This is a genomic window from Mycobacterium simulans (assembly GCF_900232995.1).
Classification (GTDB): Bacteria; Actinomycetota; Actinomycetes; order Mycobacteriales; family Mycobacteriaceae; genus Mycobacterium; species Mycobacterium simulans.
In genome coordinates this window covers 715,733-741,812 of the sequence record NZ_OCVX01000007.1, presented here as the reverse complement: position 1 = coordinate 741,812, position 26,080 = coordinate 715,733, and the positions used below count along the sequence as shown (strand labels likewise).

Annotated in this window: 25 protein-coding genes and 2 pseudogenes; 8 read left to right on the top strand and 19 right to left on the bottom strand. The window is 65.9% G+C overall.

Annotation, left to right across the window (positions count from 1 at the left end; all coding sequences use genetic code 11):
* Positions 1–19 precede the first annotated feature (19 nt).
* Together MSIMFI_RS25490 and MSIMFI_RS25485 are read left to right on the top strand one after the other, a co-directional pair.
* Positions 20–3,196, top strand: coding sequence for an ATP-binding protein (locus MSIMFI_RS25490; protein ID WP_191499678.1), 3,177 nt, complete (start codon positions 20–22; stop codon positions 3,194–3,196).
* Between the two features lie 17 nt (positions 3,197–3,213).
* Positions 3,214–3,753, top strand: coding sequence for a GNAT family N-acetyltransferase (locus MSIMFI_RS25485; protein ID WP_191499677.1), 540 nt, complete (start codon positions 3,214–3,216; stop codon positions 3,751–3,753).
* 306 nt (positions 3,754–4,059) lie between these two features.
* Here the strand turns inward: MSIMFI_RS25485 and MSIMFI_RS25480 are convergent, their stop codons facing one another.
* Positions 4,060–5,349 (bottom strand): FAD-dependent oxidoreductase, encoded by a 1,290-nt coding sequence (locus tag MSIMFI_RS25480; RefSeq protein ID WP_191499676.1) that lies wholly within the window; start codon positions 5,347–5,349, stop codon positions 4,060–4,062.
* Positions 5,350–5,430: 81 nt separating this feature from the next.
* On the opposite strand from MSIMFI_RS25480, the gene MSIMFI_RS25475 reads away from it, so the two are divergent.
* The gene (locus MSIMFI_RS25475) at positions 5,431–6,045 is read left to right on the top strand and encodes a TetR/AcrR family transcriptional regulator (RefSeq protein WP_191499675.1); all 615 of its coding nucleotides are present in this window, start codon (positions 5,431–5,433) and stop codon (positions 6,043–6,045) included.
* A 135-nt stretch (positions 6,046–6,180) separates the two neighbouring features.
* On the opposite strand, the gene MSIMFI_RS25470 is transcribed toward MSIMFI_RS25475, so the two are convergent.
* The 7 genes from MSIMFI_RS25470 to MSIMFI_RS25440 all read right to left on the bottom strand — a co-directional run bounded on the left by MSIMFI_RS25470 (position 6,181) and on the right by MSIMFI_RS25440 (position 12,377).
* The gene (locus tag MSIMFI_RS25470) at positions 6,181–6,600 is read right to left on the bottom strand and encodes a type II toxin-antitoxin system VapC family toxin (protein ID WP_191499674.1); all 420 of its coding nucleotides are present in this window, start codon (positions 6,598–6,600) and stop codon (positions 6,181–6,183) included.
* Positions 6,597–6,821, bottom strand: a complete 225-nt coding sequence (locus tag MSIMFI_RS25465) for a ribbon-helix-helix domain-containing protein (protein WP_191499673.1) — start codon at positions 6,819–6,821, stop codon at positions 6,597–6,599. Before MSIMFI_RS25465 ends, MSIMFI_RS25470 begins: the two co-directional genes overlap by 4 nt.
* 50 nt (positions 6,822–6,871) lie before the next feature.
* A complete protein-coding gene (locus tag MSIMFI_RS25460) occupies positions 6,872–9,706 on the bottom strand; it encodes an aminotransferase class I/II-fold pyridoxal phosphate-dependent enzyme (RefSeq protein WP_191499672.1) in 2,835 nt (944 codons plus the stop codon).
* Between the two features lie 83 nt (positions 9,707–9,789).
* Positions 9,790–10,206, bottom strand: coding sequence for an antitermination protein NusB (locus MSIMFI_RS25455; protein ID WP_186242756.1), 417 nt, complete (start codon positions 10,204–10,206; stop codon positions 9,790–9,792).
* Positions 10,203–10,676 carry a transcription antitermination factor NusB gene (gene nusB / locus MSIMFI_RS25450; protein WP_186242755.1) on the bottom strand — a complete coding sequence of 158 codons (474 nt, stop codon included), beginning with the start codon at positions 10,674–10,676 and terminating at the stop codon, positions 10,203–10,205. Before nusB ends, MSIMFI_RS25455 begins: the two co-directional genes overlap by 4 nt.
* A gap of 2 nt (positions 10,677–10,678) precedes the next feature.
* Entirely contained in the window at positions 10,679–11,242 is a 564-nt protein-coding gene (gene efp, locus MSIMFI_RS25445; protein ID WP_186242754.1) for an elongation factor P, read from the bottom strand.
* Between the two features lie 16 nt (positions 11,243–11,258).
* The gene (locus MSIMFI_RS25440) at positions 11,259–12,377 is read right to left on the bottom strand and encodes a M24 family metallopeptidase (RefSeq protein ID WP_186242753.1); all 1,119 of its coding nucleotides are present in this window, start codon (positions 12,375–12,377) and stop codon (positions 11,259–11,261) included.
* A gap of 33 nt (positions 12,378–12,410) precedes the next feature.
* Between MSIMFI_RS25440 and MSIMFI_RS25435 the strand changes: the two genes are divergently transcribed.
* Positions 12,411–13,130 carry a B-4DMT family transporter gene (locus tag MSIMFI_RS25435; RefSeq protein WP_191499671.1) on the top strand — a complete coding sequence of 240 codons (720 nt, stop codon included), beginning with the start codon at positions 12,411–12,413 and terminating at the stop codon, positions 13,128–13,130.
* Here the strand turns inward: MSIMFI_RS25435 and aroQ are convergent.
* From aroQ to aroC, 4 genes are read right to left on the bottom strand one after another with little or no spacing between them, the layout of a single operon-like run.
* Positions 13,127–13,576, bottom strand: coding sequence for a type II 3-dehydroquinate dehydratase (gene aroQ, locus MSIMFI_RS25430; protein ID WP_191499670.1), 450 nt, complete (start codon positions 13,574–13,576; stop codon positions 13,127–13,129). The two genes, MSIMFI_RS25435 and aroQ, sit on opposite strands and share 4 nt — an antisense overlap.
* Entirely contained in the window at positions 13,564–14,652 is a 1,089-nt protein-coding gene (gene aroB / locus MSIMFI_RS25425) for a 3-dehydroquinate synthase (RefSeq protein ID WP_191499669.1), read from the bottom strand. The genes aroQ and aroB overlap by 13 nt, the downstream gene beginning before the upstream one ends.
* Positions 14,649–15,179 carry a shikimate kinase gene (locus MSIMFI_RS25420; protein WP_191499668.1) on the bottom strand — a complete coding sequence of 177 codons (531 nt, stop codon included), beginning with the start codon at positions 15,177–15,179 and terminating at the stop codon, positions 14,649–14,651. The genes aroB and MSIMFI_RS25420 overlap by 4 nt, the downstream gene beginning before the upstream one ends.
* A 3-nt stretch (positions 15,180–15,182) precedes the next feature.
* Positions 15,183–16,397: a chorismate synthase gene (gene aroC, locus MSIMFI_RS25415; protein ID WP_191499846.1), complete on the bottom strand. Its 1,215-nt coding sequence runs from the start codon at positions 16,395–16,397 to the stop codon at positions 15,183–15,185.
* A 172-nt stretch (positions 16,398–16,569) separates the two neighbouring features.
* Here aroC and MSIMFI_RS29080 point away from each other — a divergent pair.
* A pseudogene (locus MSIMFI_RS29080) lies at positions 16,570–16,704 on the top strand (PE family protein); the annotation flags it as partial.
* A gap of 50 nt (positions 16,705–16,754) precedes the next feature.
* Here the strand turns inward: MSIMFI_RS29080 and MSIMFI_RS25405 are convergent.
* From MSIMFI_RS25405 to MSIMFI_RS25385, 6 genes are all read right to left on the bottom strand, one after another.
* Positions 16,755–17,183, bottom strand: coding sequence for an A24 family peptidase (locus MSIMFI_RS25405; protein WP_191499666.1), 429 nt, complete (start codon positions 17,181–17,183; stop codon positions 16,755–16,757).
* A gap of 10 nt (positions 17,184–17,193) precedes the next feature.
* A complete protein-coding gene (locus MSIMFI_RS25400) occupies positions 17,194–18,024 on the bottom strand; it encodes a shikimate dehydrogenase (protein ID WP_224770429.1) in 831 nt (276 codons plus the stop codon).
* A complete protein-coding gene (locus MSIMFI_RS28630; protein WP_224770428.1) occupies positions 18,002–19,246 on the bottom strand; it encodes an endolytic transglycosylase MltG in 1,245 nt (414 codons plus the stop codon). Before MSIMFI_RS28630 ends, MSIMFI_RS25400 begins: the two co-directional genes overlap by 23 nt.
* On the bottom strand, positions 19,239–19,703 hold the full coding sequence (gene ruvX / locus MSIMFI_RS25395) for a Holliday junction resolvase RuvX (protein WP_191499664.1): 465 nt from the start codon (positions 19,701–19,703) through the stop codon (positions 19,239–19,241). The genes MSIMFI_RS28630 and ruvX overlap by 8 nt, the downstream gene beginning before the upstream one ends.
* Positions 19,704–22,439, bottom strand: coding sequence for an alanine--tRNA ligase (gene alaS, locus MSIMFI_RS25390; protein WP_191499663.1), 2,736 nt, complete (start codon positions 22,437–22,439; stop codon positions 19,704–19,706).
* A gap of 66 nt (positions 22,440–22,505) precedes the next feature.
* Positions 22,506–22,895 carry a secondary thiamine-phosphate synthase enzyme YjbQ gene (locus MSIMFI_RS25385; RefSeq protein WP_186245706.1) on the bottom strand — a complete coding sequence of 130 codons (390 nt, stop codon included), beginning with the start codon at positions 22,893–22,895 and terminating at the stop codon, positions 22,506–22,508.
* A 143-nt stretch (positions 22,896–23,038) separates the two neighbouring features.
* Between MSIMFI_RS25385 and MSIMFI_RS25380 the strand changes: the two genes are divergently transcribed.
* Both MSIMFI_RS25380 and MSIMFI_RS25375 read left to right on the top strand, forming a co-directional pair.
* Entirely contained in the window at positions 23,039–23,662 is a 624-nt protein-coding gene (locus MSIMFI_RS25380; protein WP_191499662.1) for a hypothetical protein, read from the top strand.
* A 138-nt stretch (positions 23,663–23,800) separates the two neighbouring features.
* Positions 23,801–24,422, top strand: a pseudogene (locus MSIMFI_RS25375) (hypothetical protein).
* A gap of 69 nt (positions 24,423–24,491) precedes the next feature.
* Here the strand turns inward: MSIMFI_RS25375 and MSIMFI_RS25370 are convergent.
* Entirely contained in the window at positions 24,492–25,847 is a 1,356-nt protein-coding gene (locus tag MSIMFI_RS25370) for a replication-associated recombination protein A (protein WP_191499661.1), read from the bottom strand.
* Positions 25,848–25,990: 143 nt separating this feature from the next.
* Between MSIMFI_RS25370 and MSIMFI_RS29410 the strand changes: the two genes are divergently transcribed.
* A partial coding sequence (locus tag MSIMFI_RS29410) for a hypothetical protein (RefSeq protein ID WP_318187435.1) occupies positions 25,991–26,080 on the top strand: 90 nt, incomplete at its 3' end.

The window sequence follows — 26,080 nt, the reverse complement described above, 5'->3', positions numbered from 1 at the left end:
CGAATCGGCGGAGGGGCGGATGACGGCCGCAATCGTGTGTCGCACCTGTGGGATCGAACCACTTGAGAACGCTCGATTTTGTCACGGATGTGGGTCACCAGTTGCCCAGGACGACGCGCCGGCCGAGTACAAACAGGTGACCGTGCTGTTCGCCGACGTCGTGCGTTCGATGGATATGGCGGCGGCGGTGGGCCCGGAGCGGTGGCGCGAGATCATGGCCGAGCTGGTCACCCGCTCGGCGACGGTGGTGCAGCGCTACGGCGGCACGCTCGACCAGTTCACCGGCGACGGCATCATGGCCGTGTTCGGTGCGCCGACCGCTTTGGAGGACCACGCGCTGCGGGCGTGTTTGACTGCGCTCGGCGTCCAGGATGAGGCCAAGGCCCTGGCCGTCGAGATCGATCGCCGCGACGGTGTTGATCTGCGGCTTCGGGTGGGTCTCAATTCCGGACAGGTTGTCGCCGGCAAGATCGGCTCTGCCGGTTTGCGTTACACCGCGATCGGTGTGCAGGTCGGCATGGCTCAGCGGATGGAGTCGGTCGCGCAGCCCGGCACAGTCATGCTGAGCGAGTCCACGGCGCGGCTGGTTGAGGGCGCCGCGGTGCTGGGAGAGCCTCAAATGGTGCGCATCAAGGGCGCCGAGGAGGCGGTCCCGGCGCGGCAGCTGCTCAGTGTGCCCGGGCAGCTCGAGCGCAGCTCGGACTCAAGGCTGGTGGGCCGCGAATGGGAAGTGTCGGCGTTGGCCGCGATGCTGGACCGCTCGATCGGTGGGCGTGGGTCGGTGGTTTCGGTGGCGGGCCCAGCCGGCGTCGGAAAGACCCGACTGGTCCGCGAGGTCATGCAGCTGGCGAAAAGCCGCGGCGTCGAGGTGTTCACCACCTTCTGCGAATCGCACGCCGCCGACGTCTCGTTCCGCGTGGTGGCGCGCTTGTTGCGCGCGTTCGGCCACTTGCGCGGTCTCGATGACCAGGCGGCGCGGGCCCGGGTGCGAGCGCAAGTTCCCGACGCCGATCCGCAAGACCTGCTGCTGCTGGATGAGTTGCTCGGTATCGCCGATCCCGGCATGAAGCTGCCCAAGATCGACCCCGATGCACGGCGGCGGCGGTTGACCGCACTGATCAGCGCGGCCCAGCTGGCCCGCGCCGAACCCGCGGTCTTTGTCGTCGAGGACGCGCACTGGATCGACGAGGTCAGCGAATCCCTGCTGATGGACTTGTTTGCGGTTATTCCACAGACCCACTCGATGGTGCTGGTGACCTATCGACCCGAGTATCACGGAGCACTGGGACGTGTCGCCGACGCACAGACGATCGCGTTGGGGGCGCTGAATGATTCGGAGACCTCAACGCTGGTCGCCGAGCTGTTGGGCGCCGATCCCTCGGTGAGCCAGATCGGCGAGATCGTCGCCGGGCGTGCTGCCGGTAACCCGTTCTTCGCCGAGGAGATGATCCGTGAACTCGCCGAACGGGGCGTGCTGGTGGGCCAGCGCGGTAGCTACGCCTGCGCCACCGACGTCGGGGAGATCCGCGTGCCGGCCACGGTGCAGGCAACCATCGCCGCCCGCATCGACCGGCTGCGCCCGGTGGCCAAACACACGCTCAGCGCGGCGGCGGTCATCGGGCCCCGCTTCAGCTCCGATCTGCTGACCAGCCTGCGCGCGGATGCATCCGTCGAGGAGCCGATCTCCGCGAAGCTCATTGATCAGGTGCGGTTCGCCCCCGGCGCCGAGTACGCATTCCGGCACAACCTGATTCACGCCGTGGCCTACGAATCACAACTCAAGTCCGACCGGGTCCAGATGCATCGGCGGCTGGCCGCCGCGATCGAATCGCGCGCACCGCAATTGGCCGACCAAAACGCGGCGCTGATCGCCGAACATCTAGAGGTCGCGGGTGATCTGCAGGTCGCCTACGGCTGGCACATGCGCGCCGCGTCGTGGGCGGCCAAGCGCGACATCACCGCGGCGCGACTGAGTTGGGAGCGCGCCATCCGGATCGCCGATGCCCTGCCCATCGAAAGCCCCGAACACCGCAACCTGGCGGCCATGCGCATCGCCCCGCGCACCATGTTGTGCGGGCTCGCGTTTGTCGCCCGTGCGGACATTGCGGGCGCCCGCCTCGACGAATTGCGGGAGTTGTGCGCCGCCACCGGAGACAAGCCGTCGCTGGCCATCGGGATGGCGGGGTTGGTGATGCATCACGCGTATCAGGCTCGCACACCCGAGGCCTCGCGGCTGGCGGCCGAAGCCATGGCCCTCATCGAGTCGATCGACGATCCGAATTTGACTGTGGGACTGTCGTTTGCGGGCATATACGCCAAGGCCCTGAACAACGAGTGGCCTGACACGCTGCGGTGGTCACAGCGGGTTATCGAACTGGCCGACGGCGATCCGTCTAAAGGCAAAGTGATTTTCGGGTCGCCGTTGGCACTTGCCTTCACGACGCGCGGGATTGCCCGGTATTGGCTGGGTCTCCCGGACTGGCGCGACGACCTACAACAGGGCCTGACCATGGCCCGCCGCGCCGACCACATGTCCTACGCCACGGTTGTCAGCTACGTCTATTTCATGGGGATACCGATTGGAGTCTTGACGGCCGACGATGCCGCGGTGCGCGAGATCGAGAACGCCCTGCGAGTTGCCGAACGTTCCAGCGACGACCTTGCGTTGGCCTTCGCTCGGATGACATTGGGTGTCGCACTGGTGGAACGACCAACGGTCGCCGAACGTGAACGCGGACAAGCGGTTTTGACCGAGGTGGCCGAAGTCTTCGTACGTCGAGGCCACAATCTGGGTGAGTTGCCGCTGGTGAACGTCTACCTGGCGCGTGAGCTAGCTCGCGGCGGAGACCCGGATCGCGCCATACCGCTGATGCGCGCCGCCGTCGACAAGCTGTTCGGCGACGGACAACTGCTGGCCTGGGGCGTGCCAGCGACGGGTGTTTTGGTGCACACGCTGCTCGAGCGCGGTACCGAGAGCGACGTGGCCGAAGCCCACACCATGATCGAGCGGTTGGCGGCGGCCGCGACCGACCAGGGTCTGGGCGTGCGCGACGTCCTGCTGTTGCGGTTGCGCGCGCTACTGGCGCGGGCGCACGGCGATGACGCGACGTACACAAGTCTGCGCGATCGCTACCGCGAGATGGCGAAATCGGCGAGCTTCGAGGGGCATCGAGCCTTGGCCGAGGCGATGCCGTGAATGCGGGCTCATGACTCATGACCAAGCACCCGCCTGAACGGATGACCGGACCGCGGCTACTGCTACGCCCACCCGTGCCCGATGACGCGGACGCGTTGTACGAGCGGATCGGCAGCGACGCCGAAGTCATGCGCTATTTGCCGACAGGGATGCACCCGGATGTGCTGCACACACGAAGTGTGATCGCCGAGAAGCTCAATATCAGCGAGGATGACCGGACCTGGGTCATCGCGCTCCGAAGCACCGGCTACGTTATCGGCCTGACCAGCTACCTGCGCCATGCGCCCCACTCCGCCGAGATAGGTGGCTGCCTCGGCCGCCAGTGGTGGGGCATGGGTTATATGCCTGAAGCGTTGAACCTGCAACTGACGGCGCTGGCCGATGACCCTGAGGTATACCGCGTTTGGGCCACATGCCATGTCGACAACGCAGCGGTGCCGAGGATGCTCGAGCAACTCGGGTTCGTTTTAGAGGGCCGCCTGGCTTGCCACGCCGTCTACCCGAACATGGGTCGCGAACCGCGCGACAGCCTGCTTTACGCCAAGATCGCTAGGTAAGGCCGAAGATGTTTGGTGCCAGCGGGATTCACCATTTCATGAAAGCCCGCCGGCACCGGTGAACCGAACCTCTGTCGGTAACGGTTCAGATTCTCAGTCGGCGAGTTCGCCGACGATGAAGGAGATCACACACTGGGCCGTCTCCACGTCGTGAAACAAAACCTCGTGCTCCATATACTCACCCCCTTTCCCATCATTCGATTGACAATTTCCTGGACCCTGGTGTTGTCGGCTAACCGATGTCCACCCGGCTGGGACATCGGGGGCCCGCGCGCACCAGCCAGGCGGTGTAGAAACCGAAAGACCTCATCCAGCCAGCACCCAGTTGCCGTAGGCGGTAAGCGCGGCAAGGTTGGTGGTGATAGCACCGATGTAGCCGTCTGGGCGGATGAGGACAGCCGCGCAGTCGTCGATGTCGTAGGCCCGCCGAATATGCCGATCGGTGTCGAGGATGTCGTTGCCGATCTCGTACGAGTGGACGCACGGGTGGTCCAGATACGGTGCACCACGCCCGAATCGCAGCAGCGTCCAATGCACGCCGGCAAAAAGAGTAAACAGCCGAGCCGCGCGGCCCTTGGCGAGCATCGGCGCGTCCGGTGCGCGATCACCGGCTGCCAGCACGGCGCGGGAGCAGTCATCGAGCGTCAATGGCCCGCCACGGTAACTCAAATCAAGTTGTCGAATTTCCGCGCCGCGCTCCATTGCGCCGGCGCTGCCACGCACGGTCTTGGCCAGGAGCTCGGCGCTGAGTGCAAGGATGCGTTCGGCAACGCGGATACGCTCCGCTTCGTAACTATCCAGCAGTTCGTCGGGAGCCCCGGCGAGCACCGCGGCGAGCTTCCAGCCCAGGTTGTAGGCGTCCTGCACACCGGTGTTGAGTCCCTGCCCGCCGGTGGGCGGGTGCACGTGGGCGGCGTCGCCAGCCAGGAATACCCGTCCGTCGCGAAATCTCTGCGCCATGCGGACATTCACTCGCCAAATGGTGGCCCAGGTCTCATGGTCCAGACCCTCGATCCGTAGGTCAGCCTGCAGCAACCGCAGCTTGTCATCGGTGATGCCGACGAATGGGATGGCGAGCTGTCGGCGCACGGTGCTGGGGCCGCCGTCGGCGCCAACTACGTACCGTGCCCGCACGACTTCGCCGCTGCGCATGTGCACCGTCACCGCATCCCCGTCCAGCGGGTCGCCCTGCTCCACCGCCACGACCTCGGCGCCCAGCTGCACCTGCACCCCGTACCTCAAGAGCCGAGAGCGCAGGATCTCCTCGGTGCGCCATTGCGGCACGAACCACGGGTTCGGGAAAGGCGTGTCGGTGCTTGGTGGCTCCTCGGTAGCCAGCCGGCGCTCCCCCACCGCAGCTATGCCGTCATAGATGCGCATCAGCGGTGCACCCATGCCGCTGGCGAAGACCTCGTCGAGGACACCGAGGTCTTCGAAGACCTCCAGCGTGCGTGGCTGCAGGCCGTCACCCCGGGAGCCGGTAGCGAACCGCTCGGCTTTATCGAGGATGCGCACGTGGACACCGCGGCGGGCCAATTCGATCGCCAGCGTGAGTCCGGTGGGCCCACCTCCGACGATCAGCACCTGGATGTCCATCCATTCTCCTTGGTTGAACTTCAATTCACTGAATATTGATTCAGTTTGGTTAGTGCTAGCTTTCCTGTCAAGGAGGTGCTGGTGAAACGGGCGGAAAAGGCGGTTGGCACCGCGGTTGCGCTTAAGGACGCGGCTCGGCGGTTGTTCGCCCGAAAGGGCTACCTGAACACGAAGATCACCGACATCACCGACGAAGCCGGGCGCGCCGCAGGATCGGTTTACAACCACTTCACCAGCAAGGAAGACCTGCTCCGGGCGCTGCTCGCAGACATATTCGCCGACCACGACCGGGAAGTGGCTGCGCCCGATTCCCAGCACCGCGCGGACTTCAGCGACCGCGCCGCGGTCCGCTGGCATGTCGCTTCGTATTGGCGCTTTCAACGACGCCATGCCGTCGAGCTGACCGCGCTACGTCAGGCGGGTCTGGTGAACCCAGAGTTTGGCGCCCAAGTGCAGGCCCTGATGAGCGAAGACATCAACCAGCTGCGCAATCACCTCGACCCCATCAGTGCGTCCGGCCGTACGCTGCCGGGGCGCCCCGAGGTGGTACTGGCGATGTTTGTCGGGTTGCTCGACGGATTGGGATCACAGTGGCAGATGTCGAATGGCCAGTTCGGGGAACACCACGTCGACGACGACGAGGCGATCGATGCGTTGACCGAGTTCGTCTACCGTGCCCTCAACGGGCAGTCCTAGGCGTTTTCGGAAACCTCGAAGACGGAAAACGCAGAACCAATCGCCGCCGCGCTCACGTGGCTTATTGACGACCAATACGCCACAACAGTTTTCGAGGTCTTCTGCGGGCGTGACACGACACACATCGCCGTTGAGCTACAGAAGCTCAACGACCCCGGCCGACGCCGAATCGGCCAGTGTTGCGTCGAAGGTAACCAACCGCCCGTCATACCGGGCAGCCAATGCAATCAGATGACGGTCCGTAACAAGACGGTGAGTCGAAACAGCAGCGCGGTCGCTGCCCTCGCCGACAACCAACGGCACGTCGTCGGGCCAAAACGCATGGCCTGGAAGCCTTCTTAGAGCCGCTAGTTGCGCGATGGCAGTCGCCGGTGTTGTCGACACCTTCATCAGCCTGCGGTTGCTCGAAATGCGAACGAATCCGATTTCAGTGATCGGCGTCGTAGCCCATCCTCTCGACGACGACCGCGTAAACCATTTCCGCGCCGCCGTGTGGTGAACATGGTTGCGCCAGCCCAACGCAATCAGGACGTTCACGTCGAGCAGGGCGGTCACCCGTCTTCCTCAAGAGCCCGGGCGACATCTTCATCGGTGATGATTGGCGCCTCCGGCGGAACGTCGAATACCGGCAGCCCGTCAACCACGACGATCCCAACGGGCCGCAGCGACCTGCGCGCCAGCTCAGAAATCACCGCGCCTATGGACCGACCCTCCGCGCGAGCGATGCTGCGCGCATCTTCTAGCACATCGTCATCAATTTGCAAAGTGGTGCGCATAGCATCATCGTACGAGCGGGCGGGGGCTGCGCTCGGGGGACCACCAGCCGTCACACGTCTTCGGCCACGGTCCCCACGACGCGGTCGCCATTTAAAGCGGAAGCATCCCGCGGCACCTCGAAGACCGGGAACGCCGAACCCACCGCGGCCGTCGCCGCATTCCGCTGGGCCTCCAACCGGGCGAGCGCCGCCTGGGTGAATACCGACAACCCGAGTTCATGGTTGTAGCCGTGGATCTCTTTGACGTCGAGTTGGGCCAGGAAATAGATGATCTCCTTGGAGACCACCTGGCCCGGGACTAGCACCGGGAAACCCGGCGGGTACGGCACCACAAAAGTGGTGGACACCAACGTCTTTCCCTCGGCAAGCCGTCGCCCCGCCATCCCGATCAGCACGTACTCGCGATCCGACTCTTCGTAGCCGGCGTAGAAGGCCGACCGCGTGTCGCCGAACATGCACGCGTCTTGCGGACGGAAGGCAACGTCGAATTCGCTGAAGTCGGGTAGGTGCGGCAGATCCTGGGTGATCTCCTCAACACGGCGCTCGTGCAGGGCCCAGTCGGCCGCGCTGGCCGCATTCTTGGTCCGGTCGAAGTCGGTGGCCACCCGGCGCAGCACGTCGAGCAGATAATGCACGCTCGACCAGGTGACACCGATGGTGAAGATCAACAACACGCTGTTGATCGACGTCTTGTTGATCTGGATCCCGAATCGCTCCATCAGGATTTTCTCGCGGAAGTCGTACCCGTTCATTCCGGTATCGCCGATGAACAGGGTGACCCGCGTCGGGTCGAGGACGAACTGGTCGGATCGCCACGCCTCGTTCCACTCGGCCAGTGCGCCCTGACGGACCTGGCGGTAGGAACTCACCGCGGACGCGCGGTACTCCTCGGGCACCAGGTCGGACTCGTCGAGAATGCGGAACCACTTGCTGATCAGGCGGTCTTTGCGGACGCGATGGCGGAAGACAAGCGCCATGTCGTAAACCTGCCGGACCAGTTGGAAACCCTCGATGTCGACCTGTCGGCGGGCCAGGTCCAGCGACGCCAGCAGTTGCTGGTTGGGCGATGTTGAGGTGTGCGTCAAGAACGCCTCACCGAACGCATCCCGGGCGCGGGCGTTGAAATCCTGGTCGCGCACATGGATCATCGACGCCTGCCGCAGCGCCGACAGTGACTTGTGGGTGGAATGCGTCGCATACACGCGAACCCGGGCACGAGCCGGGTCGGGCAGCAGCCGGTGGTCAACCCACTCCGACCGTGGGATCCCCTGCATCGACTCGCACCAATTCCGGTATTCCTCAGTGTATTCCGGCGACGCCAGCTTCGATTCCAACCGCTCGGCAGACACCATCGCGGTACGCTGTCGGGCCCATGGCACCGCGGTCGCGAACGCGTACCACGCCTCGTCCCACAAGAAGCAGATGTCCGGCTTGATCGCCAGCACCTCTTCCATCACCCGTTGGGGGTTGTAGACGACGCCGTCGAACGTGCAGTTGGTGAGCAGCAGCATGCGCACCCGGTGCAGCTGCCCGGCCGCTTCGAGATCGAATAGCGCCTTCTTGATTGTGCGCAGCGACACCGCGCCGTAGATCGCGAACTGCGGCAACGGATACGCGTCGAGGTACAGCGGGTAAGCCCCGGCAAGAACCAGCCCGTAGTGATGCGACTTGTGGCAGTTGCGGTCGATGAGCACGATGTCACCCGGTCGCGTCAGCGACTGGACAACGATCTTGTTGGCGGTGGAGGTCCCGTTGGTGACGAAGTACGTGTGATTGGCGCGCCAGGTGACCGCGGCCTTGTCCATCGCCTTCTTGATGTTGCCGTGCGGGTCGAGCAGCGAATCGAGTCCACCTGAGGTAGTGGAGGTTTCGGCCATGAAGATGTTGCGACCGTAGAACTCGCCCATGTCCTGCAGCGATTTTGAGTTGAAGATGCTGGCGCCACGCGCGACGGGAAGAGCGTGGAATTGGCCGACGGGCGCGGCCGCGTAGGCGCGCAACGCGTCGAAAAACGGTGTGGAGAAACGATTTCTCAGGCCCGCGAGCACCGTGCTGTGCAGATCGGTGACGTCGTTGAGCCGGTAGAACGTCCGATCGTAGACGTCGGGCTCGTCGTCACCGCCCGCCGCGATCGACTCGTCGGTGAGCAGATATAGCTCGATGTGTGGCCGCAGCTCCCTGATCCACTCACCGCACTCGACCCAGTCGTGGGCGCCCTCGATAGAGACCACGTCCTCGTTGGCGCCCAGCAACGCGTTCATCAGCGGCAACCGATCACGGGACCGCAACGGCAGGTCGTGGCGGATGATCGCCGCCTGGATCTCGCCGTTCAACGCGACGGCGGTGATGGCATCCTCGACACTGGGGGCCACCAGAATCTCAAACTGGACGTCGTCGGCCGGATTGCGCAGCGCCCGTAAGCTTTCCGCCAGACAGTCCGGAGCGGTGGACGGGGCATCGTCGGCAAGCAGCACGGTGTAGAACTGCTGCTGCTTCGCCTGCGCCACCAATTCCTGGTCGGCCAACGGTGCCGAAGTGTCGAATAGCGCTGTGCGGTCGCCATATTCGGAGAGCAGACGTACAGCCAGCGACACCTCCTCGGTAAGCCGGACCGTGGACTTGCTCTCCAGGTGAGCGCGGAAAGTCGCCAGATTTTCGGCGCCGGGATAGAGCCAGTACCGCTCGTATGCCCCGATGCGGTCCATCAGGCGCTTGACTTTGGCCATGTCGTGGGCGGTGTCCAGCCCGGCCAGGTCAACCTCGGCGAGATGACGGCAGGCGTCGTCGAGCAGGTTCCACGTGTCGATGCGCGCGTATGAAGGGTTGGCTACTGCCGCCAGTGCGGAGACACGCAGTCGTCGCGGGCGGGCGCTGTCTCGATTCATGTCGTCAGCTTTCCATCCGGTTGCCGCTATTGTGTCCCGGCCGCGCTCAAAGCGCGATCATTTTCGATCCGGGATTCGACGTCTCAGCCGTCCAGTTCGTCATCACTTTCCGCGATCCGCCCTTTGCTCCGATTACCGAGGGGATGCTCCATCCATCGCAGCACCGGCAGCTGTGGGAACTGGGGAAACTCCCAATGGCGCGACGGCATCTCGGTGACATCGCCGAGCGATCGGACCACGGCTTGCGTCAGGCCCATAATCGCGGCCATCACCGGCAGCAGCGGCTGCAGCGGCTTGGCCGCCGTGCGAACCGTGCTGATGCGTCGGGCCAGGATCAGGCGCTCGATCGAGTGATACAGCCAGGCGCCGACGCCAAGTGCGTAGATCGACAAGACCGACGCGACGATTGCCCACCCCAACGCGGCGCAAATGACCGCGCCCAATATCACCGTCGCGGCCAACGAAGCGGCGACGACGACACGCAGCTCCAGCCGGGTCACGACGCACCTCCTCGGACCGCCTGGGCGGCCGCTCGGATCTGCGGCGTCACCAGCATGACCTGACCCAACACGCCGTTGACAAAGCCCGGCGAGTCGTCGGTGGACAGCTCCTTGGCCAGCTCCACGGCCTCGTCGACGGCAACCGGCTCCGGCACGTCGTCGGCGTGCAGCAGCTCCCACACCGAAACCCGCAGAATGGCACGATCCACCGCGGGCAGCCGGTCCAACGTCCAGCCCTGCAGATGTGAGGTGATCAAGTCATCGATATGGGCGGCGTGCTCACTGACCCCCCGGGCCACCGCGGCCGTATACGGATGCAGCGGCGCCACGTCGGGCTTTGTTTCGGCCAGCGCGGTGCGGGCGTCGACCACCTCGACTGGGCTCATACCCCGAGCCTCGGCCTCGAACAGCAGGTCGACCGCGCGCTTGCGGGCCTGATGACGTCCTTTAACCGGCTTTCCGTCAGGCATCTTTAGGCGTTGACCCGACCCAGGTAGCTGCCGTCCCGCGAATCGACCTTCAACTTGTCACCGGTGTTGATGAACAGCGGGACTTGGATCTGTGCACCGGTCTCCAGGGTGGCCGGCTTGGTGCCCGCACTGGACCGGTCCCCCTGCAGCCCCGGCTCGGTGTGAGTGACCTCCAGCTCCACCGATACCGGCAGCTCGATGTACAGCGGCGAACCGTTGTGGAACGCCACCTGCACCGGCAACCCCTCCAACAGGAACCGCGCAGCGTCGCCGACCAGAGACTCCGGCAGCGCATGCTGCTCGTAGTCCTGGCTGTCCATGAATACGAAATCCGAACCGTCGCGATACAGGTAGGTGGTGTCGCGCCGGTCGACAGTGGCCGTGTCCACTTTCACGCCGGCGTTGTAGGTCTTGTCCACGACCTTCCCGGAGAGCACGTTCTTCAGTTTGGTACGCACAAAGGCCGGCCCCTTGCCGGGCTTGACGTGCTGGAACTCGGTAATCGTCCACAGCTGCCCGTCGATAACCAGGACAAGTCCGTTCTTGAAGTCAGCGGTGGTCGCCACGATCTCCTAAATCTCCCTACAAGATGGCCAGTTCCTTAGGGAACCGGGTCAACAATTCCGGGGTCAGCCCGGTGGTTTCAGGCTTTTTTGGCGTCCCGCCAGGTACTACCAATGTGTCCTCAATACGGACGCCGCCGCGGCCGGGCAAATAGACGCCGGGCTCCACGGTCACCACGGAGCCCGCAAGTAGTGTACCGGCGGATGTCGCTCCGATGCCCGGTGCTTCATGAATCTGCAGGCCGACCCCGTGTCCCAGACCGTGGCCAAAGTGATCGCCGTAACCGGCGTCGGCGATGAGCTGGCGCGCCGCGCAGTCCACGTCACGCAGTTTCGCTCCCGGCCGCAGCGCCTCGCGGCCGGCCTTTTGTGCCGCGGCGACCAGTTGATAGATCTCCAGCTGCCAGTCCGCCGCCGAGCCGAGCACGAAGGTGCGGGTCATGTCGGAGTGATATCCGGCGACGAGCGCGCCGAAGTCGATTTTGACAAAGTCACCCGCGGCCAGAACCGCGTCGGTGGGGCGGTGGTGTGGAATCGCCGAATTCGGCCCGGCCGCGACAATGGTCTCGAACGACACCGCATCGGCGCCATGGTCGAGCATCAGGCCCTCCAATTCACGGCCCACCTCGCGTTCGGTTCGGCCCGGCCGCAGGCCGCCGCGCTGCAACAGGTCGGTCAGCGCGGCGTCGGCCGCCTCGCAGGCTAGCCGCAATAACGCCAGCTCACCGGCGTCTTTAACCTCTCGCAGCTTCTCCACGATCCCGGAGGCCCGCACCAACTCGGTGTCATGACCGTTTAGCGCAGCCGACATCGCATCCAAGCCGTCCACGGTGACCACGTGGCTTTCGTAGCCCAGCCGTCGCACGCCGTCCTGCGCGGCCCGGCCCGTCAGGTAGCTCCCAACGGCCCGCTCGATGGCCACCTCCAGGTCGGGTGCTTGCTGCGCCGCCTGCGTGCGATACCGGCCATCGGTGGCCAGAATCGCCTCGCGATCGTCGGCGAACACCAGCAACGCGCCGCTGGACCCGCTGAAACCCGATAGATATCGGACATTTATCAGCTCCGTGACCAGCATCGCATCCAGTCCGGTGGCAGCAATTTCGCCTTTGAGCTTGTCCCGACGCTGAGAATGTGTCACGACCCTTGACGGTACTCGCTAGGCTGAAGCCCCATGAGGAACTGGATGCTGCGCGGATTAGTGTTTGCCGCCGCCATGGTGGTTGTCCGCCTCTTTCAGGGGGCGCTGATCAACGCGTGGCAAACACAGTCTGCGCTGATCAGTATCGTGCTGCTGCTGCTCTTCATAGTCGGCGTGATCGTGTGGGGGGTGATCGACGGCCGAAACGACGCCCGGGCGAACCCGGATCCGGACCGTCGCCAGGACCTGGCCATGACCTGGTTGCTGGCAGGCCTGTTGTCCGGACTGGTCAGCGGGGTGGTGGCCTGGATCATTGCCCTGTTCTACAAGGGCATCTACACCGGCGGGCTGCTCAACGAGGTGACGACGTTCGCGGCCTTCACCGCTCTCCTCGTCTTCGTGTTCGGAATCCTTGGGGCGGCTTTCGGCCGGTGGCGAGTGGACCGCCAGATCGCGAAAGAGCCCGTGCGACACCACGGGCTTGCTGCCGAGCATGAGCGCGCGGATACCGACGTGTTTGCCGCCGTCCGCGCTGACGAGACTCCGACCGGGCAGACGGCCAGGGCCCAGCAGGAGGAACGGACCGCGGCGCTGGCCACGGCCGAGCGCGAGGAACCAACCGAGACGATCCGCACGACCGAGGAAGAGTCACCCACCGAAACGATTCCCACCGCCGAGGGTGAGGCACCGACCGAGGTGATCCGCACGGATGCCGAGCAGACGAAGCCGGACACACGGAAGAAGAAAGACTAGCCCGAAGCCCCGGAGGATCCGGCCAGGTAGCGCAGGGCGAGCAGATAGCCCTGTATGCCCAGCCCAACGATCACGCCGGTCGCGACCGGGCTCAGATAGGAGTGGCGCCGAAACTCCTCGCGCGCATGCACATTGGAGATATGCACCTCGATCAGCGGTGCGCGCAGTTCGGCGCAGGCATCACGCAGTGCCACCGATGTGTGCGTCAGACCGCCGGCGTTGAGTATCACAGGTTCCGCGGCATCGGCGGCCCGATGAATCCAATCCAGCAGTTGGGCCTCGCTATCACTTTGCCGCACAACGGCTCTCAGCCCCAGATCGGCGGCCTCACGCTCGATCAGAGTCGCCAGCTCGTCGTGGGTGGTGCTGCCGTAGACGGCGGGCTCGCGCTGACCCAGCCGGCCCAGATTCGGGCCGTTGATCACGTTGACGATCATGGGGCGCATACTCCCGCGTAGGCGGTCACCAGCAGCCCCGGGTCCGGCCCCACCAATCGGCCCGGCTTGGCCAACCCGTCGAGGACCACAAATCGCAACACCCCGGCACGGGTTTTCTTGTCGCCCGCCATGTATTCCAGCAGCTGCGGCAAAGCGTCGGGATCGTAGCTGACCGGGAGGCCGAGCGACGTCAGGATGGTGCGGTGACGCTGTGCGGTGGCGTCATCAAGGCGTCCGGTGAGTCTGGCGAGCTCGGCCGCGAACACCAGGCCTACCGACACCGCGGCGCCGTGTCGCCACTGATAGCGCTCCCGGCGCTCGATCGCGTGTGCCAAAGTGTGGCCGTAGTTGAGGATTTCGCGCAGCTCGGATTCCTTCTCGTCGGCGGCGACCACCTCTGCCTTGACAGTGATGGCGCGGCGGATCAGCTCCGGCAACACATCGCGTTTCGGATCCAGCGCGGCCTGCGGGTCAGCCTCGATGAGATCCAGGATCACCGGGTCCGCGATGAACCCCGCCTTGACCACTTCGGCCATCCCGCAGACGATTTCGTTGCGCGGCAGCGTTTCCAGCGTCGTGAGGTCAACCAGCACGGCAAGGGGCTGATGAAAGGCCCCGACCAGGTTTTTGCCGGCGTCGGTGTTGATGCCCGTCTTGCCGCCGATGGCCGCGTCGACCATGCCCAGCAGCGTGGTGGGCACATGCACTATCGAGACGCCGCGCAGCCAGGTGGCCGCCGCGAAACCGGCCACGTCGGTGGCCGCCCCACCGCCCAGGCTCACCAGGGCGTCTTTGCGGCCAATTCCGATGCGGCCCAACACTTCCCAGATGAATCCCACGACGGGCAGATCCTTACCGGCCTCAGCGTCCGGTATTTCAATCCGGTGGGCATCGACTCCCTTGCCGGCCAAGACGTTTCGCATCGCCTCTGCGGTCTGCGCCAGCACGGGCTGGTGCAGGATGGCGACCTTGTGCCGGCTGGAGAGCAGTTCGTCCAGTTCGTTGAGCAATCCGGTGCCGATCACCACCGGGTACGGCGGATCAACGGCCACGTGCACGGTGACCGGTTCCCTGATATCGGTCATGTGGCGGCCTGACTCGGACTGGGAACCTGCAGCCGCGACAGGATGTAGCGCACCACCGCCCCCGGGTTGCGACGGTTGGTGTCCACCCGGATGGTTGCGACGCGCCGGTACAGCGGGACGCGGTTGGACATCAGGGCTCGGTATTTCTCGGTGCGGTTGCCTCCGGCCAGCAACGGGCGCACCGTGCTGCCGCCCGTGCGCCGAATGCCCTCGGCGGCGCTGATCTCCAAGTAGATGACGGTGTGACCGGCCAACGCTGCGCATACCCCGGGGCTAGTGACCGCGCCGCCACCCAGCGATAGCACACCGTCGTGTTCGGCCAACGCCGCGCGCACCACTTCCTCCTCGATGCGTCGGAACTCTTGCTCGCCGTCGTCGGCGAAGATGTCGGCGATGCTACGTCCGGTCCGCTGTTCGATCGCCGCGTCGGTGTCGAGCAGGGTGACGCCGAGCGCCTTGGACAGCCGCCGGCCGATGGTGGACTTGCCGGAGCCCGGCAAGCCTACGAGGACCGCTTTGGGGGACATCGACTACTCCCCGAAGGCCCTTGCTCGGGCGGCCGGGGCTTCGCGGTCCGCGACGGCACGCTGGTAGGCCGCGATATTGCGTCGGGTTTCGGTCAGCGAATCCCCGCCGAACTTCTCCAGCGCCACGCGGGCCAGCACCAACGCCACCATGGTCTCGACCACGACTGCAGCGGCGGGCACTGCGCAGACATCGGAACGCTGGTGGATGGCCACGGCTTCGTCGCCGGTAGCCATGTCGACGGTGGCCAGCGCCCGCGGCACGGTGGAGATCGGCTTCATGGCCGCACGCACCCGCAGCGGCTGCCCGTTGGTCATGCCGCCTTCGAGCCCACCCGCCCGATTGGTGGAGCGCACGACACCGTCCGGACCCGGGTACATCTCATCGTGGGCTTGGCTGCCACGGCGGCGCGCGGTCTGAAATCCGTCGCCGATTTCCACACCCTTGATTGCCTGTATGCCCATTACCGCGGCGGCCAGCTGTCCGTCCAGCCGGTTTTCGCCGCTGGTGAAGGAACCCAGCCCCACCGGCAGGCCCAAAGCCACGACCTCGACCACCCCGCCCAGCGTGTCGCCGTCCTTCTTGGCCGCTTCGATCTCGGTGATCATGGCTTGTTCGGCGGCCTCGTCGAACGCGCGAACGGGGCTGGCGTCGATTTTCGCCAGGTCCTCGGGCCGCGGCGGCGGACCCTCGTACGGCGCAGACGCACCAATTGAGATGACATGTGACAGCACCTCAACACCCAGCGCCTGACGCAGGAAGGCCCGCGCGATGGTCCCCGCCGCCACACGAGCGGCGGTCTCCCGGGCGCTGGCGCGCTCCAGCACCGGACGCGCGTCGTCGAAGCCGAACTTGAGCATGCCCGCGTAGTCGGCGTGCCCGGGCCGCGGCCGAGTCAGCGGCGCATTGCGAGCACTGTCTTCGAGCTCTGCCGGGTCGACCGGGTCGGCGGCCATCACGGTTTCCCACTTGGGCCATTCGGTATTGCCAATCTCGATGGCGATGGGCCCGCCCAGGGTGCTGCCGTGGCGCACCCCGGACAGCACGGTCACCGCGTCCCGCTCGAACGCCATCCGAGCGCCACGGCCATAACCCAGCCGGCGACGGGCCAACTGGTCGGCGATCTCGGTCGACGTGACTTCCACGCCGGCGACCATGCCTTCCACGACGGCTACCAGCGCTCGGCCATGGGACTCTCCCGCGGTTATCCAGCGCAACACCCGACCATCTTCCCACGGGCGCACGGGTGGGCCTCGCTGTGAAGCCACACCTTCGCCGCTGCCTAGCCCGATGGGCCGCGCCGTGCCCCCTACCTGCGACTCAACAACTATTCAAGGTTCGTTGAAGGCGGCGCGCACACGTCACAGCCAAATCGTGACGTGAAAGTGGGTAGGACTCGGCCCGATGATCAGGACCGCCAATGTGGCGGCGGCCGCGCCGACCACGAGTTTGATCGCTGCCGCGCAGGATGAGGTGTCGGCGGCGAACGCCGCACTGTTTTCCCGCCGCGCTCAGGACTATCAAGCTCCCGGCACCGTCGGCGTTGCCGGAAACCATGGCACCGACGGCCAAGCCAGCTAACCCAGCAGCGCTATCCCCGCCGCGCCGGCGGCGGCCACGCACATCGAAGGTCCGTGCGGCACCGTACGCACGCGGCGCCACAGCCCGACCACACCCATCACCGCGGTCAGCAACGGCGCGGCCTGCGCCGCTAGAAACCACACCTCGACACCGAAGCACCCGGCCAGCGCGCCCAGGCCGATTGCCAGCTTGACGTCGCCGGCGCCCATCGCCGTCGGTGCCAACAGATGGACCAGTAGGTACATCGCGGTCAATGCCGTCGCACCGGCCAACGCCGGCATGCCCCGGCCAGCCACGGCAGCACCCACCAGGACCACGGCCGCCCCGGGCAGCGTCAGCAGGTTGGGCAACCGGCGTTGCTTGATGTCGTAGTAGCTCAACGCCGCGAGCCAGGCCAATACCACACCAGCGATCCCAATCCGCATGCGCGGCAGGCTAATCCAGTTCTGCCAATGCGCAAGTCATGGCTTCTCGGGGCGCGGGCATCCCGGTGAATTGCTCCACCTGCGCGAACGCTTGGTGCAGCAGCATGTGCAGGCCGCTGATCACCTGTCCCCCGGCGGCTGACACCGCGGCGGCCAGCGGTGTGGGCCACGGGTTGTAGATGGCGTCGAGTAGCACCGGGATCGTCGCGAAAGTGCCCGCATAATGCGCCACCGCATCCGCGGGGATGGTGCTGACCAGCACCTGCGCGGCACCGACTTCGTCGGCCAGACCGGGGCTATCGAGGTCGCAGAATCGGGTCGCCACGCCGACTCGCGTTCCCAGATCCACCAGCCTGGCCGCCTTCTCCGGATTGCGCGCCACGACAGTGATGCCGGTGACGCCGAGTTCGGCCAACCCGACGACGGCCGCCGGAGCGGTACCACCCGACCCGCACACCAGCGCATGCCCGGATGCCGCGCCCACCGCGCCGGCGACGCCGTCGATGTCGGTGTTGTCGGCCCGCCAGCCCCTCGGGGTACGCACCAGAGTGTTGGCCGAGCCAACCTGTTCGGCGCGGGCGGTGCGCTCGTCGGCGAACCGTAGGGCGGCGAACTTGCCCGGCATGGTCACCGACACGCCGACCCACTCCGGCCCGAACGCATCGACCACGCCCGGCAGCTCCTCGGCGCCGCACTCGATGCGTTCGTAGGTCCAGTCATCCAGGCCCAGGGCGTGGTAGGCGGCCAGGTGTAGTTGCGGGGACCGGGAATGCGCAATCGGCGAACCGAGCACCCCGGCCCTTCTAGGAGGCGCCGAGCTAGCGCGTGCTGTCGAGGACACCGTTGTGCTTGGCCAGCTCGATGTTCGCCAGATGCTGCTGGTAATCCCGGGTGAACAGCGTCGTCCCCTGGGCGTCGATGGTGACGAAGTACAGCCAGTCACCGGGCTGCGGGTGTTCGGCGGCATGTAGCGCATCGACGCCGGGCGAACAGATCGCCGTAGCCGGCAAGCCTTCGGCCACGTAGGTGTTCCACGGCGTCCGTTGGGCGCGGTCGGCATCGCTGGTGGCCACCTCCCGACGGTCCAGCGGATAGTTCACCGTCGAGTCGAATTCCAGCGTGCGGTGCTCGTGCAGCCGGTTGTAGATGACTTGGGCCACCTTAGGGAAGTCCTGCACGTTCGCTTCCTGCTGGACCAGCGACGCCACCACAAGGATGTCGTAGGGCGACAGGCTCAGGGCCTTAGCGGTGTCCACCAACCCCGATTTCGTGTACTCGATGGCGCCGGCGCCGATCAGGGTCGCCAGGCTGGTCTCGGCCGGGGCGGCAGGAGCGATGTTGAAGGTGCCCGGCGCGATCAGGCCCTCGATCCGGCGATGGTCGTCTCCCAGCTCTATCACCGGCTCAACCGCCCAGGGCGGCACCGACAGCATCGCCGGGGTGCTTTTGCTTGCCGCCGTGCGCAGGTCGGCCACCGAAACGCAGCGCTGGTTACCGTCGAGATCCACACAGGTGGCTCGGGAGATCAGCGAGAAGATGCCGGGATTCACCTTGCCGGTCTTCATGTCGGTGGTGTCGTCGAGCTGACGACCTTCCGGAATAACGAGCTTGCCCCCCCGGTTCCGCGGGTCCGCGAGCCGTGCCACCGCGCTGGCCGCCGGGATCTCGGTGCGCATCCGGTAGAAGCCGGGCTGAATCGACGAGATCGCGGCGTTGCCGTGCGCGGCGTCGACAAACGCCCGGACGGTGCGCACCACGCCCTTGTTGTGCAGCGTCTCCCCGACCGCGGTGGTCGAGTCTCCGGCCTCGATCTGGATCACGATGTCGCGCTTGCCGTTGCCGGTGTAGTCGTCGTTGGCACCGGACAGCAGGTGCCACAGCTTCGAGCCCAGGAAGACTGTTGCAATTCCTACGACGACGATCGAGCCAACTGCGAACCCGCCGGCGATGCGGCGCCGACGGCGGATTCGTTGTGCGCGCTTACGCTCGGCGCGAGTTCTCCGGTGCCTGGCCGGCCCGACCGACACGGGATCGACCCGGCGGTGTCCTTCTTCATCAGACATCGGAACCTGCCCCGGCGCGGCGCTGATCCAGCCAGCTCTGCAGGATGGCCACCGCGGCCGCCTGGTCGATCACGGCGCGTTGGTCGCGGGCGCGCACCCCCGCCTCCCGCAGTGACCGCTGCGCGCTGACCGTCGTCAACCGTTCGTCGGCGAGCCGCACCGGTGTCGGAGCAATCCGCTCCGCCAACGCTTCGGCGAGGTCCATCGCGTCCTGCGCCGAGGGGCCGATGCGGTCGGCCAGGGTGCGCGGCAGCCCGACGATCACCTCGACGGCGTCCAATTCGGCGGCCAACGCGGCCAGCCGCTTCACGTGCTTACCGGAGCGGTCACGGCGCACTGTTTCCAGCGGGGTGGCCAGGATGCCGTCGGGGTCGCTGGACGCCACACCGATGCGCACCTTGCCGACGTCGATGCCGAGGCTCCTCCCGCGTCTAGGTCCCCGATGTATTTCGACCACTCAACTGACCCGCGCTATCGCGGCGATCTCGGAACGCACCGCCTCTAGGGCAGCGTCGATGCCGGTCGGATTCTTTCCCGAGCCTTGAGCCAGGTCGGGCTTACCGCCGCCACGGCCGTCGACCTCCACGGCGAGCTGTTTGATCAGATCGTTGGCTCGGATCCCCAGGTCTTGAGCAGCGGGATTGGCAGCGACCGCATACGGCACGGTGGAGCCCCCGTCCCCGGAAGGCGCGGCGACCAGCGCGACCACCGCGGGATCGCTGCCCAGCTTGCCGCGAATGTCGCCGACCAGGGAGCGCAGGTCGGCGGCCGACATTCCGCTGGACATTCGCTGCGCCACCACACGGACGTTACCGATGCGTTCGGCTCCCGCGGCCGCATTTGCCGCGGCCGCCCGGGCACTCGCCTGCCGCACCCGTTCGAGTTCCTTCTCCGCCGCCTTGAGCCGGTCGACCAGGTTGGCCACCCGTGCGGGCACCTCTTCGGACGGCACCTTCAAAGACGCGGCCAGCCCGGACATCAGCGCACGCTCCTTGGCCAGGTGCCGGAAGGAATCCAGGCCGACGTAGGCCTCCACCCGGCGCACCCCGGAGCCGATCGACGATTCGCCCAGAATCGTCACGGGGCCAATCTGCGCGGTGTTGTGCACATGCGTGCCACCGCACAACTCCAGGGAGAACGGTCCGCCCATTTCCACCACCCGCACTTCGTCGGGGTAGCTCTCACCGAACAGCGCAATCGCTCCCATCGCCTTGGCCCTGTCGAGCTGCTCGGTGAAGGTGTGCACCTGGAAGTCGGCCTGCACCGCCTCGTTGGTCACCTCTTCGATCTGGGTGCGCTGCTCGTCGGTCAGTGGCCCTTGCCAGTTGAAGTCGAAGCGCAAATAGCCCGGCCGGTTCAGCGACCCGGCCTGAACCGCGTTGGGCCCCAGTACTTGTCGCAACGCCGCGTGCACCATGTGGGTACCCGAGTGGCCCTGGGTGGCGCCCTTGCGCCAGCCCGGGTCCACCGCCGCGACGACGGTGTCGCCCTCGACGAACTCTCCGGATTCCACGTTGACCCGGTGTACGTAGAGGGTTTTGGCAATCTTTTGCACGTCGGTGACCGCGGCCTTGGCGCTCCCGCCGGCACCGGTCCCGGTAATGGTCCCGGCGTCGGCGATCTGCCCTCCCGACTCGGCGTACAGCGGTGTGCGGTCCAGGACCAGTTCCACGCGGTCGGCCGCCGGACCGTCGGGGGTATCGCCGTGCGACACCACCGGAACCCGCTTGCCGTCGACAAAAATGCCCAGAATCCTTGCCTGCGAGGTCAACTCGTCGAACCCGGTGAACTCGGTGGGGCCGGCGTCGACAAGCTCGCGGTAGGCGCTCAGATCGGCATGCGCGTGCTTGCGCGCCGCAGCGTCGGCCTTGGCGCGCCGGCGCTGTTCGGCCATCAGTTCGCGGAAGCCCGCCTCGTCGACGGTCAGACCCGCTTCGGACGCCATTTCCAACGTGAGCTCGATCGGGAACCCGTAGGTGTCGTGCAGGGTGAAGGCGTCCGAGCCGGAAACCACCGTGGCGCCTGAGGATTTGGTCGCACCGGCAACCTCGTCGAACAGCTTCGAGCCGGATGCCAGTGTGCGGTTGAACGCCGTCTCCTCGGCAACGGCGATGCGGTTGATCCGGTCGAAGTCGTTGACCAACTCGGGATACGAGGGGCCCATCGCGTCGCGGACGCTGGCCATCAAGTCGCCGACGATCGGGGTGTCGATTCCCAGCAGCTTGGCCGAACGGATGACCCGGCGCAGCAGCCGGCGCAACACATAGCCGCGGCCGTCGTTGCCGGGGCTGACGCCGTCGCCGATCAGGATGGCGGCGGTGCGGCTGTGGTCGGCGATGATGCGGTAACGCACATTGTCGTCGTGGTGGCCTTCGCGATCGTCCGGGTCGTAGGGGCGCGGCGCACGAGTGGCCACCAGGTCGATCACCGGCCGCAGCAGGTCGGTCTCGTAGACGTTGTGCACCCCTTGCAGGACCAGTGCGATCCGTTCGACACCCATGCCGGTGTCGATGTTCTTGCGGGGCAGCGGGCCGAGGATTTCGTAATCTTCCTTGGTCGTTCCCTCGCCGCGCTCGTTCTGCATGAACACCAGGTTCCAGACCTCGAGGTAGCGGTCCTCGTTGACGATGGGACCGCCCTCGGGGCCGAATTCGGGCCCGCGGTCGTAGTAGATCTCCGAGGATGGACCGCACGGCCCGGGGATACCCATCGACCAGTAGTTGTCGGCCATGCCGCGGCGCTGGATCCGCTCGGGCGGCAGCCCGGCGATCTCCTGCCATAGGCCGGCGGCCTCGTCGTCATCGAGATAGACCGTGGCCCACATTCTTTCCGAGTCCAGCCCATACCCGCCGTCGGCGATGCTGTTGGTCAGCAGCGACCACGCCAGCTCGATGGCCCCGCGCTTGAAGTAGTCGCCGAACGAGAAGTTGCCGGCCATCTGAAAGAAGGTGTTGTGCCGGGTGGTGATGCCCACCTCGTCGATATCGGGGGTGCGGATGCACTTCTGGATGCTGGTGGCCGTCGCGTACGGCGGTGTGCGCTGCCCGAGGAAGAACGGCACGAACTGGACCATGCCGGCGTTGACGAACAACAGGTTGGGGTCGTCAAGGATCACCGAGGCGCTGGGCACCTCGGTGTGGCCCGCCTTCACGAAATGATCAAGGAACCGCTTCCTGATCTCGTGTGTTTGCACTGTTTCCGCTTCCTTAGTTCGTGGGCTCTTTGAAGGCTCGTTAGAAGGCTGTCTAAAGACGTAAACCTAGCCTTCTACAAAGCTCAAACGCACAGACCGCCGCGGATTGTCCCGGTTCAGGTCGACCAGAACGACGCTTTGCCAGGTGCCCAGCAACGGCGCACCGCCCGAGACCGGCACCGTCACTGACGGCGCCACCAGCGCCGGTAACACGTGGTCGGCGCCGTGACCATGGGAGCCGTGCGCGTGCCGGTAGCGGTCGTCGCGCGGTAACAGCCTTTCCAGGGTGTCGACCAGGTCGTCGTCGGAACCGGCGCCGGTCTCGATGATCGCGACCCCGGCGGTCGCGTGCGGGACGAACACGTTGCACAAGCCCTCGGAATGGTTGGCGCAGAACCCGCGCACCGCGTCGGTCAGATCGACAATACGGCGACGCGAAGTATCCACATCCAGCACATCAATATCCATCTCGTCCAGCCTACGGTGGGCGCTTGGCGGGCTGCCAATCCACTGTTGCCAGGGCTAATCGGTAGGAGGAAGGTATCTGGTGAGACCGGTGGCGCCGCCGGGGCGCTGCCCCGACACAGGAGGGGTCGATCGTGTACGCACGCTCCACCACCATCCAGGCGCAACCCTTGTCGGTCGACATTGGAATTGCGCATGTTCGCGATGTCGTCATGCCCGCCCTACAGGAGATCGACGGGTGTGTCGGACTGTCGCTGTTGGTCGACCGGCAATCCGGCAGATGTATCGCCACCAGCGCGTGGGAGTCGTTGGCGGCGATGCGCGCCAGCGCCGAACGGGTGGCACCCATCCGCGACCGTGCCGGGCTGATGTTCGACGGCAGCGTCAAGGTCGAGGAGTGGGAGATCGCCTTGGTGCACCGCGACCACCACTCGCATGAGGGAGCGTACGTGCGGGCCACCTGGCTCAAAGTGGTGCCGGATCAGGTGGGCCGCTCCCTGGACTTCTACCGGACCTACGTACTACCCGAGATGGAGCGTCTCGATGGATTCTGCAGTGCCAGCATGATGGTCGACCACCCGTCGTGTCGGCGTGCCGTGTCATGCTCGACCTTCGACAGCATGGATGCGATGGCGCGAAACCGCGACCAGGCGACCGAGCTGCGCAGCCGGCGTGTCCGGGAACTAGGGGCCGAGGTGATCGACGTAGCCGAGTTCGAGCTGGCGATCGCCCACCTGCGAGTTCCCGAGCTCGTCTGAACGCACAGCTCAATCCCGTGCGAGCACAACGGCATTCCCCTTGCCGCCCCCTTGCCGCGCCAGGATCAATGGAGGAAGGTAGTGGGTGCACCGGTGGCGCCGCCGGGGCGCCACCCTAACTGGTGAGGGGGGTGGATCGTGTACGCACGCTCTACCACAATTCAGGCGAAATCAACCGACATCGACCCGGGGATTGCACATATTCGCGACGTCGTCATGCCAGCGCTTCAGCAGATCAACGGGTGTGTGGGGGTGTCTCTGATGGTCGACCGGCAAATCGGGCAGATGTATCGCTACCAGTGCCTGGGAAACCGACGAGGCGATGCGCGCAAGCGCTGACGAGATTCGGCCGATCCGGTACCGGGCCGCGGAAGCGTTCGGGGGCACACCACACGTCGAAGAGTGGGAGCTTGCGGTGCTGCACCGCGACCACCGCTCACGTGAGGGCGCGTGCGTGCGGGCCACGTGGGTCAAGGGAGACCCGGCTCGCGCGGACCAAAACATCGAGTACTTCAAGACGTCCGTGCTGCCCGAGCTGGAGGGTCTCGAGGGATTCTGCAGTGCCAGCCTGATGATCGACCGTTTGTCAGGTCGCGCCGTGTCCTGCGCAGCGTTCGACAGCCACGAAGCGATGGAGCGGAACAGGGAACAATCGAGGGCCATCAAGAACGCGAAAATCCGCGAAGCGGGCGTCGAGGAACTCGACGAGTGCGAGTTTGACCTCGCGCTCGCGCACCTGCGGGCACCCGAGCTGGTCTAGCTGCGTTGCTCGTCGCCGAGCGTCACGTTGGCGTGACGTCCGGCGACGAGCGTCAGGCCAGCGTCACGCTCACGCGGAAGTCCCCCGTTTCCTCCGGATGATGGCCCGCAACCGGTCGAGCCGGCCGGCGATCTCCCGTTCACCACCTCGGCCAGTGGGCCGATAATAATCCACGCCTATCAGCTCATGCGGCGGATATTGTTGGGCGACAACGCCATCCGGGTCATCGTGGGAGTACTTGTAGCCCTGCGCGTTGCCCAGCGCCGCGGCACCGGAATAGTGCCCGTCACGTAGATGGGCCGGCACCAGGCCGGCCTTGCCGGCCTTGATGTCGTTCATCGCCGCGCCCAGGGCGGTCGTGACCGCGTTCGACTTGGGCGCGGTGGCGAGGTGGACGGTGGCATGGGCCAGCGTCAGCTGAGCCTCCGGCATACCGATCAGCTGCACGGTCTGGGCGGCCGCAACGGCGGTCTGCAGCGCGGTGGGGTCGGCCATGCCGACGTCCTCGCTGGCCAGGATCATCAGCCGGCGGGCGATGAATCGCGGATCCTCCCCGGCGACCAGCATGCGGGCCAGATAGTGCAGTGCGGCGTCGACGTCGGAGCCGCGCACCGACTTAATGAAGGCGCTGACAACGTCGTAGTGCTGATCGCCGTCGCGGTCGTAGCGGACCGCGGCCTTGTCCAGTGACTGTTCGATGGTCTCGACGGTGACGTGTTCGTTGGCTTCTGAAGCCACCTCCAGCGCGGTCAGGGCGCGACGGGCGTCCCCGGCCGCCAGTTGCACCAAAAGCTTGAGCGCCTCAGGTGCCACGGAGACCTGCCCGCCCAGGCCGCGAGGGTCGTCGATGGCGCGCTGCACCACAGTGCAGATGTCGTCAGAGGTCAGCGGTCGCAACTGCAGGATCAGCGATCGCGACAACAGCGGTGCCACAACCGAAAACGACGGGTTCTCGGTGGTCGCCGCCACCAGCAACACCACCCGGTTCTCCACCGCTGACAGCAGGGCGTCCTGTTGGGTCTTGGAGAATCGGTGGACTTCGTCGATGAACAGCACCGTCTGCTCGCGGGCGAGGAGGGCCTTACGGGCATATTCGAGTACCGCGCGGACGTCCTTGACGCCAGCCGACAATGCCGACAGCGCCTCGAACCGGCGGCCGGTCGCCTGCGAGATCAGCGCCGCCAGCGTCGTCTTACCGCTTCCGGGCGGGCCGTAGAGGATGACCGACGCGACGCCGGAGCCCTCGACCAGTCGGCGCAGCGGCGATCCGGGTGCCAGCAGGTGATCCTGCCCAACTACCTCATCCAGCGACGCCGGACGCATCCGCACCGCCAGCGGCGCCCCGGCCGACACGCCCAGATCATGACCCGTCGCGTTCGGTGCGCCGGGTAGGTCAAACAGACCGTCGGACACGGTTTCAGGCATACCACGCGGCACGGACACCCGGCTTCGCCGGAGGCCCGACCGACGTGAAATGAGGCAAGCCCATCCGCGCGCCTCCGCCCGATATTTGTTAAGTTCCGATTTGCTTAGTTCTGCGCGCGTACCGACTAGAAACTAGGACGGCTATGAGCCAGCCCCCAGAGTATCCAGGTAACCCAGCCGACGCCGAAGGTGGCAACCACGGCCCCCAGGGCTACCCGCCGCCTCCGCCTCCC